Genomic DNA, 14,164 nt, shown 5'->3' on the forward strand with positions numbered 1-14,164 from the left:
AACAAAAACACTATCAAAATCTGATAGTGTTTCTGTTTTTTAGTTAGCGTAAGCCGACTTATTTTGATAGACATTCATTGCTGCAATTCTATTGTTGTTTTTGTTGTAGACGATCTCGACGGAGAAAGATGAAATCTCATAGAGCACAAATTTCAGTTCGTCTTTGATGGTTTCGTTCATCAAATGACCTTGATTCAAAACAATGTCACACTGGGATTCATTTGGTAGATTTTTAAAATCATAGTAAGAAATGTTCATAATGGTTAGTTTTAAATTGTTAGTTATTAATTACTTAACACTACTCAATTTCTTTGCCAAAATTTCTTAAAAACTACCCTGTTCATAAATAAATTTTCAACTCAATGAAACAACTTAAAAATCTTACTGAATTTTAAATAGAAACTTTCTGATGATGCGTAATTTTGTTGATCACAGGATTGGCGTACATCGACAAAAAACTCTCTTTCAAAACCTTATCTGTAACATCGATCCGCATTTCCAAACGTCTTTCGAAGAGTTGTTTTTCTGCTTCGGTATACTTTTCTGCGTAACGATTAGTGTCATAAAGCAGATCGTAGGCGATGAAATTAGTCGGCCAGAGTTTATAATTTTGGAGAACAGAATTGTCAATAATTTCGGCAATAGCCTGCAGCTGTTTGTTTTTGTTATCGTTTTCTGTTTCGATGTTATCTAATTCCACGTCGAGGACTTTTCCGGCGTGAAGATGAATATGCTTTTTTTGCCCCAGAACGCCACTCAGCATTGTATTGAAATCTTCCTTTTCATCTTTGATATAAACCTCATTTCTTGCTTTTGCCATCAGCTGTGGCATTTTCAGGACATCTGTCGGATCATATTCGTAAGAAATCGAAAGCGGAACTATTTTCAGACTTTTAAAAAATTCTTTTAGCGGAAGATCTCCGGCAGACATTGCCAGCATTTTCAAAACACCTTGCTGCGTGGTATCATTTCCGTCTTTTGTCCGGCCTTCGCGCTGAGCCATCCAGACCGAGCGGTTTTCTTCTTTTAATAAAGTCAAAATATATTCTGACAACATTTTGGAACTGCCCAACTGTTCGCGGATGGACACACCTCTCTGAACCAAAAAGTTGCGGTTCAGTTTTGCTAAAACGTGAAGAAATGGCTTTTTCACCAGATTATCACCAATGGCTGAAGATGTCATAATAAGACCGTTCTCCAGCAACGACAGATTCAGCAAAGAAGTATCCAGAACAATATCTCTGTGATTAGAAATGAAAAGATAAGCCGTATTTTTATTGAGATTTTCGAAGCCGGAAGTGGTTAAGCCTTCAGAACTTCTTTTGAGAATCTGATGAACAGTCTGCGAAATAAACTGACTCTGAAAATCTTTGATTGAGTGGACATTAGGAAACTGATCTATCCAAAAATCCTCGGCACGATCGGGAAACGTAAAACTCATTAAGGCTTTCATCATCGGATGTCTGGCCACATTCAGCAACGCATCATTGACTTCATTATCATAAAATGGCCTGATCTCATCAAACTTGGACATAGTTCTGTTTTAATTAAGAATTTGCAAAAAAACGAAAATTAATCGACATAAGCTGATGATTACTAAGAATCGAATTTTCGAATTGATTTCAAATCCCGAGCCATTTATCAAAAATTTAATCATAAACATTTATGAGATAATAATTATATTTGTTTAATTTTTAAAGTCATTATGAACTCTCCCGATTACATTCAGCCAGAGCAGCTTCTCAGTATTCTCTTCAAATCGCCCAATGCGACAGCAGTATATTCTGGCGATGAGATTACAATCATCAGTGCAAATGAAGCGATGTTGACGATGTGGGGGAAAGACAGAAAGGTGGTAGGCCGCAAATTTGCCGAAGCTTTACCCGAACTTTCCGGACAGCCTTTTCTAGAAATTCTGAAAGGCGTTTGGCACTCTGGAAACATCTATCTGGCGAAAGATTATCCAGCAATTCTGGAAGTTAACGGCGAACTTCAGCATTTTTATTTTGATTTCGAATACAAGCCAATTCTTGATGAAAATGGAAAAACAACTTACATTCTTCACACAGCCTTTGAAGTTTCGGATAGAATGGCGGCAAGAAAAGTAATTACTGAAAAATCTAAAGCCGAAGAAAGACTTACCAAAGATCTCGGAGAACTGAATGAGGAATATCAAATGACCAATGAGGAACTTCTCTCCATCAATTCCAAACTCGAGAATGCGAACAAAGATCTGATCAATTCCCGTGAGACTGTAAATGAGATCAACACCCGCCTTCAAATCGCTCTGGACGCCAGCAGTCTGGGTTCTACAGAGGTTAATATTGCAACGGGAATTATGCAAAGTACCGATCAGTTTAAACGAAATTTCGGGTTCAAGCCAGAAGAAGACTTTAAATATTCTGATCTTTTTGAAGCGATGCTGCCGGAACATCGCGAGAGAGTTAAAGGTCTCGTGCAGGAAGCAATCCGAACCAACGGAATCTACAAAACCGAATATCCCGTAAAATGGAGAGACGGCTCTATCCATTGGATCCAGGCGCACGGACGCCCTAGATATGACGAAAACGGGAAAGCTGACCGTATGGTGGGAATGACTGCAGACATCACTGAGAAAAAATTATTTGAACAACGCAAAGATGACTTCCTGAGCATTGCCAGCCACGAATTGAAAACGCCGCTGACAATTTTGAAGGCTTCCATCCAACTGCTGGATCGGTTGAAAGAAAAACCATTCTCCGAAACGCATAGCAAACTGCTGGATCAATCTATGAAAAGTGTAGATACGATGGTTTCTTTGATTGATGAGCTTCTCAATATGAGACGAATGAACGAGGATCAGCTGAAGCTTGAAAAGAAGGAATTCAATCTCTTTAATATGCTTTCCAACAGCTGCAATCACATCCGGATGGAAGGTAAATATGAACTCGTCATTCAGGGAGATAAAAATATAAATGTGTTCGCAGATGAAAACAGGATTGAACAAGTAGTCATTAATTTTGTGAATAATGCCGTAAAATATGCTTCAAATTCCAATCAAATCCAGATCAATATTGAAACTGTAAACGATGAAGTGAAAGTTTCTGTCAAGGATTTTGGAGAAGGCATAGATGCTGGGATTCTGCCCAATCTTTTTGACCGCTATTACCGTGCGGATCATTCAGGAAAATCCTATTCCGGACTTGGTTTGGGACTTTACATCTGTGCAGAAATCATCAAAAAACACAACGGCAATATTGGAGCGGACAGCAAAATCGGTGAAGGAAGCACATTTTGGTTTACACTTCCTTTGTAATTATTTTAATTAAGAATACTAGAACGGATAACCGATTGCGATATTCAGAATCAGATTGTCTTTTCTCCAGGAGCTGTCTCCGAATTTCACTCTGTCCAAAACCCAACGATCACTTTTTTCATAATAAGGTACTCTCAATGGCATTGCAAGATCCAGTCTCAAAACTAAAATTGAGAAATCTAATCTAAGTCCTACTCCAGCTCCGACAGCCACTTCACTCAGGAAATCTTTCGAGAACTTTGCGCCTGGTCTTTCTGGATCTTCATTAATCAACCAGATATTTCCGGCGTCTGCGAATGCTGCAACATTAAGAAATTTATAGATATTCGCACGATATTCTGCATTAAGTTCAAGTTTTACATCACCTGCCTGATCAAATACAAATCCATTCTGCTGAGTCCTTGGATCATAACTTCCAGGTCCTAATGTTCTTGCTCGGAAAGCTCGGATACTGTTACTTCCGCCCACAAAAAACTGTCTGGAAAAAGGCATGTATTCTGAATTACCATAAGGAAGCGCAACACCAACAATTGCTCGGGATGCAAAAGATGTTTTCTCTCCAAATTTGTGATAGAATCTGAAATCGTTTTCCATCTTCGCATACTGACTAAAAGGAATACCAAAAATATCTTTCTGATCGCCATTTTTAGCATTTGCACCAGTCAAAAGTCCAGTCAGATTTCCAGCCAGATCCAACATCCCTCGGTAATAGAACGTATTTGTTTTTGGCGAAGTTGTGTTTGTATATGTATAAGTATAGGTTGGTCCAAAGATCAATTGCTGATCTGTCGCTCTTTTCAGATATTGATTTCCGGCAGTCTGCTCCCGGAATTTATCAGTAACATTGGCTGGATTAATAAGCGAAACATCAATCACCTTGAGCTCATGTTCTTTTCTTACATTTTCTTTCCAGGCGTAGCCAAATGACGCATTGAAAGTATTTAAAGTATATAAAGTTGTTCGGTTCTGGAACTCATATCCAATTTGCATATTGGTTCTAGGCACAAAAGCACTTGAAGAATTAAATCGAAACGGCGCCACAATTCTCGGAATCGACAATTGTGCATTGGCTCCCACTCTGATGATATTTTCCGCATCAGCCGGACCGCCGATCTGAACATCAAAAGCACCATAAACAGAAGCTTTAAACTGTTCTGCGCCTCGGAAAAAATTACGATGTGTCCAGTTTAAATTTAATTCACTTCCTGCGTAATTGGCAGAATTTGTTCTTCCCAACGCTTCCAAACGCAGCGACTGGATTTGTCTTGGCGTCAACATATAATAAGTATCAAACTTATGATTCAGTGAATCTGAAACTACAAATTCATTTTTTACAAATTTGAAAACGCCCAAACTGATCAATCGGCTTAAAGTCAAATTATGATCTTTTCGATTGTAAACATCGCCAGTTTTAAAATATAAGGCGCGATCAAAAATTTTCGGTTTGAATTTGTGCTCCGGATCTATCACATAAATATCTTCGTGCGCATATTTTGCAAGAGAATCTGCACTCATCGGAATACTGTATTTTCCGTCTTTCACATCTCGAATGTTGTAATTCGGGAAAACTACCACTTTATCGATTGAAAACTGCTGCTTTGCTAAATCAGGCGTTTGCTCTTTTAGTTTAACATTAAGTTCTACTTTGTGATTTTTTGCAACAGTACTGTCGGCCTGAACGATGATATTGTCCGGATGAAAATAATAGAATCCTTTTTCCTTTAAACCATTGTCAATCCTTTCTCTCTCAGCTTTGATAACGGCAAGATCAAATGGATTTCCCACTTTCAACAACGTTTTATCTTTAAGATTCTGAATTTCTTTATTCACCAACGTTGAATCTTCCTGAAACTTAACCTGACTTATCAGATATTGATTTCCCGGTCTTAAAGTATAAATAACCTGCGCTTTCTTATTTTTCGAAACCGTATCGTAAGTTGCTTTAGCATTGAAATATCCTTTGTTCTCAGAATAATTAACGATTATATCTTTGTTAAATTCCTTATCAACATCGCCCAGCAAAACTGGTTCTTCTCCGAATTTATATTTTAACCAATAATTAAAACCTTTTTCTTTTTTAGGTTCTTTTGCAATATTGTAAGCGTACAATTTTGGTCTTAATCCAAGAAAACTTGAATTGGGCTTTGGCGTTAGATTTTCTTCCAGCTCAGACTTCAAAGCCTTCTTTTGTTTTTTCGGAATGCTGTCATTTTCGATCTTCACTTCGCCGCCAGTGTACAGCATTTGTCCGTCTTTCAGAAATTTGGTATTGCTGCACGAAGCAACGATTGCGATGAATGATATGGCAATGACTGGTCTGAAATGGATTGGAAATCGGCTCTTCATTATTTAAAATCTACTACTTGGTTATTGTTTTTTTCTCTTTCTCTTTTTCTTTTTTCCCGCTTCGAACTCTGGAAAATCTCACGGAATTTATCGTAATCCAAAGTGATAATAAAACCAACACCAGTTTCTACAATCTGACCTTGCAAAGCCACTTGATATTCATTTTTACGATAAGCTCTCAGCATATATCTTCCATCTTTTGAAAGGCTGTAATCTACAGTCACATCGCCGGCAATGTTGGTCGTATTTTCATTCTGACGCGCTTCACCTTCTAGTCCGAAGTTGCTTCCTACAGAGACTTTCAATCGGTCATTCAATAATTTTTTACTAAGGCCGACATTCAGATCTGTTCTGGTATTCTGAGTTCCTGTTGAATAATCTTCAGTCGATTCCAGATCAAAATTCAGATCAACACCTTTTATTAAATCAGAAGCCAGATTATTCAATTGCTGAGAAAGAATTTTGCTCACACTTTGTCTTGCTAAAGTTTCAGTTGAAAGTCCAGCACTATTCTCGAAAGGATTTTCTCCGATGAATCGATTCAGTAAAAGCAAGGCAAAAACCTGCTTGTTCATTTCGTTTTCGTCCTCTCGCAACTGACTCAGTTTTTGGTCAACTATATCTGTAACAGTGGATGAAACGGCGTTATTTTTTTCCGCAGTTGTAATATCAAATGAAATACTCGGTTTCAAAAGTTCGCCTTTCATTTTCAGCAAAGTATTGAATTCCATTTGTTGTTTGAACTGATTGAGTGTGGCCGGAGTTTCACCACTAATTTGCTGTTCCACTAAATCCAAAGGTGCAGTCTTTGTTTTATAAACAGCTGTAATATCGAGCGTTGCGGCAGTCGGTTCGCCAGTCCATGTGATCGTACTACCCTTCTGGATATCGAATTTACGTTTCAAAAGACTCACACTCATATCATAACTTCCCTTTTCTACTTCATAAACGCCTACCAAAGTTGTTTTCCCAGAAGGATCAATTCCGCCAGTCAATTCCGCTTCGCCTTGAATCTTTACAAAATCACCATTCGCTTTATCAATAATTGCAGAGATTTTAGCTTCTTTGCTGACTTCGATATTGACGCTGACATCCATTCCTTTGATCTTGTTTTTCGCAGCCAAAGAGTCTGCAACAATGGTTTTATTTAATGCAATTTGATCCTGATCAATGAATTCGACAATTCCGTCTCTCTCTTGTAAAGATGGACTGGATTGCGGAAGTACTATCGTAAAATCGGTGTCATCAGAAACGGCAAGTCTACCATCAACTTTTGGTAAGTCGAGATTTCCACGGACTTTCAAAGCAGCATCAATGGACAAAATCCCGTACATCATGGCATCATCTGATTTTTCAGAATTAACGACTTTAAAATCTTTGGCATTAACGTCGAGGTTAAATGCAAAATCTCTGTAGGTCTGGGTCAAAACCTGACCATCAATTTTCAGTGAGTTTGCGTCTTTGTCATTAATCTTGAAATCATCAAATTCAATTCCGCGGTTTGTGAATGAAATTTTATCATCAATTTTTCTGAAATCACTTCCGGTTTGTGCAATCATCAATCCGACATTATTCATTTTGACGTCGCCAATAATTTTTGGTTCAGTTGCAGTTCCAGTAATCTTCAGATCGCCTGAAAGATAACCTTCTGTATTCATAATTGCATTCATAGTAAAACCTTGCAAAGTCTTCATCTGAAGCTGATTCATTGCCAGATTCAAATCAAAACTGCTGACAGCCGTGTTGTAATTTCCTGTAATGTTCACATCATTTTCATTTCCGGAAAGTGCAATATCTGCATTAATAATATCAGCTGAAGTGTTATTAGCTTTCACTGTCAGATTCCCAACCGGACTTCCGTAAAAGAAAAGGTCAGTTATGTTAAGGTCTGAAGTGAAGGTCATTTTTTTATTTAAATCTCTCAGCTGCGCCGTTCCGTTAATGGTTCCTTGTGCCAATAGAGAATCTTTTTTGATGATCTCAGTTAATGTTTCAATTTTAAAATCTTTCAAAGTGACATTTAAAGGACTGTTTGGCGAACTGTTTTCGGACTGAACCAAAATTTCACTTCCGCCGTTTGTCAGCCTGAAATTATCGGCAAAAATTCCCTGACTTCCGATTTGGATTTTGTTATCGCCAGCAACTGTCCAATCGTTATAATTTAATTTTAAGCCATTTGGATTTAACGAAATTTCGGTAATATCATTCATCGATTTCGCATTTCCTGCAATTAAGAATTGTGTCGCATCTTTTTCATCTTTTGTCGTGATATTATAATTGATAATATTATTGGCAACATCACCATTAATGTTGACTTTATTCAAGGCAAAACTTTCGCTTTTTAATGAAGCAACATCCAGATTGTATTGCAATGCCTGATTTTCATTCGTGATTTTAATGTTCGTATTTTCAAGCGTATTCGTTCCATATAGAACCTGAGGAATCTTGGCATCCAGTTCTATTTTCTGAGAATCTGCGTTGTAATTTCCTGTGATATTGATGGTTTCAAAACTTTTCAAATCCGGAACAAACTTTCTGATCAAATCATCATTTTTGATGGTCGCATTAACTGTAAAATATTGTCCCGCATCAATTTTAGCCGCTTTTGAAGGTTTTTGGAATTGGTAATATTGATTCAATGTTTGCGACAACGCTCCAAAGATCTGAGTCAGTTTGTATTTTCCGTTCAGTTCAAGATCTGCAATTTGAGAATTGAATTTAATTTGAGTAGAATCGGACGTTGAAACTGCCAAAAGATTTACTTCCTGAATTGGATAAACTTCCTTCGTGTCAGAAATTGCAAAGTTTTTTAAATTTAAATAACCGTTCAGATTATCCGGATCCAGACTTTTGAAATCGCCGTCAATTGCGCCAGCCAAAATCATCGGCGAGCTGTAGAAACCTAGTTTATTTAAATCTAATTTATCAATAGTTCCATTGACTTTTACCGTTGGATTTTTTTCATTGTAAACGCCGGAAGCTGTCAGTTGAAGATTGGCATTTGGGTCTTTGGAATTGAGAACGATGTTGTAAACGCCGCGATTGATCTTGCCAACCAGATTCATATTTTGATAACGGTAACCTTTGTAAGTCGCCGATTGCACGTTTCCAACAAGGTTTGCATTCGCATTTTTAAAATCAAAACTTTCGCCTTTTGCAGAAATCTGAGCTGTAATTCCACCGATATCTTTGTTCTGAATAATTTTTCCGATTTGAAGATTCTGAAGATTGGCTTTCACATCATACAACTCACGATTCTTTCTTCGCATATCAACCTGTGCTTTGATTCCCGCATTTCCAAGCGTTGAGTACAAACTTAAATTTGTATTGACAACCTTTGTTGTTCCTTTCGCAAAACCTTTAATACTGAAATGTGAAGGCAGAGAAATATTGGAAGGAATCGTACCTTTTGGAACCAGATTGAAAATCGTTTTTCCTGACGAAGCCAATTCTCCAATCTTCAAATCATAATAAAGATTGTCAGGATTCATCGCATTTCGGATTCTTCCGGACGCATTTACCCGAAGTTGATCCAAGCCGGAAACCTTGAGTTCATTAATGAAAAGATCATTTACAGTTCCTCTCACATTTGCGTTAACGGCAAGAATTGCATTTGGATATTTGTTAAACGGAGCTGTATTTCGTAGTGTTGGAACGAGATTTAAAATATCAGAAAAACCAATTTTAGAATTTTTGATGCTTGCCGAAATTTTTACGGCGCCAAGATTTGAAGATAATTGGTCAATTGAATTGTAATTAAGGACAACTTCATCTCTCAAAATCGTTTTCGGCGTTTGTAGATAAAGGTCTTTTAGATAAGCTTGTTTGTCTGAATAAACAAAATCCGTATTAAATTTTTGAATATCCAAACCTCGTGCTTCCTGAATTTCTGCCGATTTCACACTACCAGCAAAACCATTGTTTTCCATTTTGAAATCACGGACATCAACATTTAATTTCGCAAAATTAAGATGGTTGAAATCCATTCCGCTTCTCGTCGGCGCAACGGCTGTATTATTGTAAGCTACTTTTACATCATCGAAAATTAATTTTCCGAGAAGCACTTTCATAGCTTTTTCCTGCGTTGCATTTTTAGAAACTTCGGCTGTATTTTCGTTTTTCGGATTGGCGTTTGAAGCTGGAAGAAAAAGATTTGCATTGATATTTGCGCCTGTCAAATAAACATTTCCAACATCGTAAGAATTATTCTGAAGATTAAGATTGTTGATTTTTGTACTTAATTCTTTAAACAGAACTTTCGCAAAAGTCTTCGAATTATCATCACCATAATCAATGTTGAAATTAGTCAGTTTGATTCCGCTCAAGCCTAATTGCATTGGTTTTTTCTGATTCAGTGAATCTACCTTTTCCTCCACATTTTTCGAAACTTCTTCAATTAAATCTTGTTTCAATTTTAACTTTAAACCGTCAAGATTGATATCGTTGACTGCGTATTTATTATTTTGAAGGTCAAAGGTTTTTACTCTCGTATCAAATGAATTAAAGTAAAGCTTGATATCATTTTTAGATTGCTGATCGTTGAAAGTAACGCCAATATCTTTAAGATTTATTTTGTCAAGCGAAATAATAAAAGGTTTAGACGGACTTTCCTCTTTTTCCGAAGTCGCAAACGCTTCCATAATGTAATCGAAGTTAAACTTGCCTTGCGGACCGCGGACAACATTCGCACGAACGCCTTCCAAATCTATCGAGGTCAAATCTGCTTTGGACTTCATCAGCTGCCACATATCCAATCCAACATCAAATTTTCTAACAGATAAAAGTGTATCCACTTTTTGACCTGTAAGATGCAGATTTTCAATAATAACACTATTAGGGAAACCAATGTAAATCTTTTCCAGACTTACTTTGGTTTTGATTTTGCCTTCGAGGTAAGTAATCGCTTTATCTTTAATAAAATTCTGGACGAAGGGCAATCGCAGGCTGAATATCAGCACAACAAAAAAAACCAAAATAGCAATTATGGTTCTGATAAAACGTCTAAGAATTTTTCCTTTGTTTAGTTTTAGTTTCAAATGATCAGGTTTTCGAAAATGTTATATCAAATACCGTACTATAATTGATTATTATTGAATTTATTTAAAATTAAAAAGATTTTACTGTAACTGAAAATTGTTATAAAAGATAAGTTGTAATATCTATTTCAATGAGTTGATGATGATATTCCTGCCCGATTCTACAAAGTGACTGTCACCTCGATATTGGATTGTTTTAGGGTATTTTGGCGAGCTTGCGACGTGGGCTTTTACAATTTCGAATATGAAAAAATTGTAATCCTTTACCAGCTTATCATCATAAAGTTTACATTCAAAACTTGCAAAGCAATTGACTAACAGTGGCGCTTTTACAAGTTTTCCTGTCTCCGAAATTAAGCTAAACTGTTCAAATTTATCAACTTCTGAACCGCTGCAATTCCCGATGGCAACAACTGTTTTTGCCAACTCAAGCGTTGGAATATTGATCACACATTCCTTACTTTTCCTGATGAGTTCAAAACTGTGATTGCCGCTGGAAATCATACATCCAATTAATGAAGGAACAAATTCCATAATCGTGTACCAACCCATTGCCATTACATTTTTTTTGTCCTGATAAGCTGATGTTACCAAAACTGTAGGAGTCGGTTCCAAAAAACGGCGCGCTTCTGTAACCGGAAAGTCTTTCTTATCGTATTTTTTCATAATAATATTGACTGCTATTTTGATACCATTTTTCAACTGTGATTCTTGTTTTGATCGCTGATATATTTTCATTTTATATCAATGCCATCAGTATTTTCTATTTTTAAGGCGTCATTCTTGCAGTAATATTTTCCTAACTTGTGTTTTCTAAAATGGAGATTGATCTCATGACAAACAAACAATTTAATTTTCAACAAGGTTTTACGTTCAGCAAGCACATTCCGGAAGAAATATCAAACTTCGACCGTGTTTTTGATGTATTCAAAGATCTGTTGACCCACACTTCCGGCGATATCGAAGAAGCTTTTGACTGGCTCGATATGCTGGACAAAGAATACGATATTTTCACCGACGAGTATACGCTTGAAGATTTTGAAGAAGACCTTCGAAAACGAGGCTATATAAAAAAAGAAGACGATTCTGAAGATGGAAATACCGGAACCGGAAAAGGTAAAAATATCCTGACCGCCAAATTGGAAGCTGCTTTACGCGAATATGCACTCGACCAAATTTTCGGAAAGCTGAAAAAAAGCGGCATCGGAAATCACAGAACCAACAAATCCGGCGTCGGCGACGAACGTGATGGCGAAAACCGAAACTTCCAATACGGCGACGACTTGTCAACCGTCAATATGACCGAAAGTCTGAAAAATGCTCAGATCAACAACGGAATTTCAGATCTTCAAATGACGGAAGATGACCTCATTGTAGAAGAAACCAAGCATAAAGCGCAGATGAGCACTGTCTTGATGATCGACATCAGCCACTCCATGATTTTGTACGGCGAAGACCGAATCACACCTGCGAAAAAAGTAGCAATGGCTTTGGTAGAACTCATCAACCGAAAATATCCGAAAGATTCCATTGACATTATCGTTTTCGGAAACGAAGCCTGGCCAATTAAAATTAAGGATTTACCTTATTTACAAGTTGGTCCTTTTCACACCAATACGGTTGCAGGATTGGAATTGGCAATGGATATTCTGAGAAGAAAAAGAAATACCAACAAGCAGATTTTTATGATTACAGACGGAAAACCGAGCTGTATCAAATTACCAACCGGAGAATATTATATGAACAGTGTTGGATTGGACGAAATGATTGTTGGCCAATGTCTCAATAAGGCTGCACAAGCCAGAAAACTTAAAATTCCTATTACCACATTTATGATTGCGCAAGATCCTTATTTACGGAAATTTGTGGAAGCTTTTACTGCTCAGAATAAAGGAAAAGCCTTCTTAACAGGACTTTCAGGTTTAGGACAAATGATTTTTGAAGATTACGAAAAAAATAGAATAAAGAGAATTTAAAATAATGAAAAACGATATTACATTCAAGGAATTGAAAAATTCCGGTTACACAGATAAAACCATCAGTCAGGAAATTCAGTCAAACTTAATTTCAAAAATTAAAGCTAAAGAACCAGTATTTGAAGGACTTTGGGGCTACGAAGATTCTGTAGTTCCTCAATTGAAAAAGGCGATTTTAGCTGGTCATCACATTAATCTTTTAGGATTGAGAGGACAGGCAAAAACCAGAATTGCGAGAAGTATGGTCAATCTTTTGGACGAATATATGCCGATTGTCAAAGGTTCCGAGATCAACGACAGTCCTTTTCAGCCGATTTCAAAATTTGCCAGAGATCTGATCGCAGAATTGGGAGACGAAACGCCGATTTCGTGGGTTCATCGTTCCGAACGTTTCTTTGAAAAACTGGCGACTCCGGATGTAAATGTTGCTGATTTAATTGGTGACATTGATCCAATCAAAGCAGCCACTTTAAAACTACCTTATTCCGACGAACGTGTTTTGCATTACGGAATGATTCCAAGAGCAAACCGTTCGATTTTTGTCTTGAATGAATTGCCGGATTTACAGGCAAGAATTCAGGTTTCCTTGTTTAATATTTTGCAGGAAGGCGATATTCAGATTCGTGGATTTCAGTTGAGAATGCCTTTGGATATTCAGTTTGTATTTACTGCGAATCCTGAAGATTATACCAATCGTGGAAGCATCGTGACACCATTGAAAGACAGAATTGGTTCTCAGATTTTCACCCATTATCCCAAGACCATTGCGCTTGCGAAACAAATCACGGAGCAGGAAGCTGCAATTTCTGAGGAAGATAAATCTAAAATTCAAATTCCAAATTTGTCTAAAGATCTTTTGGAAGAAGTCGCTTTTGCAGCGCGTGACAGCGAATATGTGGATGCGAAAAGCGGCGTAAGTGCAAGATTGACAATTAGCGCCATGGAAAACCTGATCGCAGCAGCAAAATTACGTCTGATAGAAACCGACTCTTCAAAAACAACGGTTCGATTGCTTGATTTTATGTCAATTATTCCATCCATTACAGGGAAAATTGAATTGGTTTACGAAGGCGAACAGGAAGGCGCAGATTATGTTGCTAAAATCTTGATCGACAAAGCTGTAATGACACAGTTTGAAAGTATTTTCCCACGCATTTCCAAACTCGACAAAGAAGGCATCAAGACACCTTATTCAGATTTGATTAAATGGTTTAACAAAAATCATCTCGAGTTAAATTATACCGATACTGACGAAGAATTTTATGCTAAACTAAACAGCATCAATCCATTAGTAACAGTGATAGAAGAAAACGCTTCAGAATTAAGTGCTGAAGATCAAAATTTCTGCAAAGAATTGGTTTTATGGGCATTAACGATTAGTAAAAAATTAGATAGGTCCGAAAATTCAAATGCTTATACTTTTGATTCTGTGGGAATTGGACAGTTTTTCAGGGATTAAAATTTAATACTTCAACACATAAAAACAGCTTTTCAAGAATTTGAAAAGCTGT

8 protein-coding genes are annotated in these 14,164 nt (G+C 37.0%); 3 read left to right on the plus strand and 5 right to left on the minus strand.

What is annotated here, in order from left to right:
• Nucleotides 1–39: 39 nt before the first annotated feature.
• Together LUD75_RS06890 and LUD75_RS06895 are read right to left on the minus strand one after the other, a co-directional pair.
• Nucleotides 40–258, minus strand: a complete 219-nt coding sequence (locus LUD75_RS06890; RefSeq protein WP_232704945.1) for a hypothetical protein — start codon at nt 256–258, stop codon at nt 40–42.
• A 133-nt stretch (nt 259–391) separates the two neighbouring features.
• Nucleotides 392–1,534 carry a 1-acyl-sn-glycerol-3-phosphate acyltransferase gene (locus LUD75_RS06895; RefSeq protein ID WP_232704946.1) on the minus strand — a complete coding sequence of 381 codons (1,143 nt, stop codon included), beginning with the start codon at nt 1,532–1,534 and terminating at the stop codon, nt 392–394.
• 171 nt (nt 1,535–1,705) lie between these two features.
• Between LUD75_RS06895 and LUD75_RS06900 the strand changes: the two genes are divergently transcribed.
• The gene (locus LUD75_RS06900) at nt 1,706–3,295 is read left to right on the plus strand and encodes an ATP-binding protein (RefSeq protein WP_232704947.1); all 1,590 of its coding nucleotides are present in this window, start codon (nt 1,706–1,708) and stop codon (nt 3,293–3,295) included.
• A gap of 18 nt (nt 3,296–3,313) precedes the next feature.
• Here LUD75_RS06900 and LUD75_RS06905 read toward each other — a convergent pair whose 3' ends face one another.
• From LUD75_RS06905 to LUD75_RS06915, 3 genes are all read right to left on the minus strand, one after another.
• Nucleotides 3,314–5,641 (minus strand): BamA/TamA family outer membrane protein, encoded by a 2,328-nt coding sequence (locus LUD75_RS06905; protein ID WP_232704948.1) that lies wholly within the window; start codon nt 5,639–5,641, stop codon nt 3,314–3,316.
• Nucleotides 5,641–10,677: a translocation/assembly module TamB gene (locus tag LUD75_RS06910; protein ID WP_232704949.1), complete on the minus strand. Its 5,037-nt coding sequence runs from the start codon at nt 10,675–10,677 to the stop codon at nt 5,641–5,643. The genes LUD75_RS06905 and LUD75_RS06910 overlap by 1 nt, the downstream gene beginning before the upstream one ends.
• A 123-nt stretch (nt 10,678–10,800) precedes the next feature.
• Nucleotides 10,801–11,415 carry a flavin reductase family protein gene (locus LUD75_RS06915; protein ID WP_232704950.1) on the minus strand — a complete coding sequence of 205 codons (615 nt, stop codon included), beginning with the start codon at nt 11,413–11,415 and terminating at the stop codon, nt 10,801–10,803.
• Between the two features lie 95 nt (nt 11,416–11,510).
• Between LUD75_RS06915 and LUD75_RS06920 the strand changes: the two genes are divergently transcribed.
• On the plus strand, nt 11,511–12,653 hold the full coding sequence (locus tag LUD75_RS06920; protein ID WP_232704951.1) for a VWA domain-containing protein: 1,143 nt from the start codon (nt 11,511–11,513) through the stop codon (nt 12,651–12,653).
• A 4-nt stretch (nt 12,654–12,657) separates the two neighbouring features.
• The gene (locus tag LUD75_RS06925) at nt 12,658–14,112 is read left to right on the plus strand and encodes a sigma 54-interacting transcriptional regulator (protein ID WP_232704952.1); all 1,455 of its coding nucleotides are present in this window, start codon (nt 12,658–12,660) and stop codon (nt 14,110–14,112) included.
• The last annotated feature ends 52 nt before the right edge of the window (nt 14,113–14,164 follow it).

The sequence above is a fragment of the Epilithonimonas sp. JDS genome (genome assembly GCF_021261315.1).
Taxonomy (GTDB): Bacteria; Bacteroidota; Bacteroidia; order Flavobacteriales; family Weeksellaceae; genus Epilithonimonas.

What these genes read in the sequence shown, in the direction of transcription:
- LUD75_RS06925 (WP_232704952.1), top strand. Translation starts at nt 12,658, where the DNA reads ATGAAAAACGATATTACATTCAAGGAATTGAAAAATTCCGGTTACACA.
- LUD75_RS06900 (WP_232704947.1), top strand. Translation starts at nt 1,706, where the DNA reads ATGAACTCTCCCGATTACATTCAGCCAGAGCAGCTTCTCAGTATTCTC.
- LUD75_RS06915 (WP_232704950.1), bottom strand. Translation starts at nt 11,415, where the DNA reads ATGAAAATATATCAGCGATCAAAACAAGAATCACAGTTGAAAAATGGT.
- LUD75_RS06905 (WP_232704948.1), bottom strand. Translation starts at nt 5,641, where the DNA reads ATGAAGAGCCGATTTCCAATCCATTTCAGACCAGTCATTGCCATATCA.
- LUD75_RS06890 (WP_232704945.1), bottom strand. Translation starts at nt 258, where the DNA reads ATGAACATTTCTTACTATGATTTTAAAAATCTACCAAATGAATCCCAG.
- LUD75_RS06895 (WP_232704946.1), bottom strand. Translation starts at nt 1,534, where the DNA reads ATGTCCAAGTTTGATGAGATCAGGCCATTTTATGATAATGAAGTCAAT.
- LUD75_RS06920 (WP_232704951.1), top strand. Translation starts at nt 11,511, where the DNA reads ATGACAAACAAACAATTTAATTTTCAACAAGGTTTTACGTTCAGCAAG.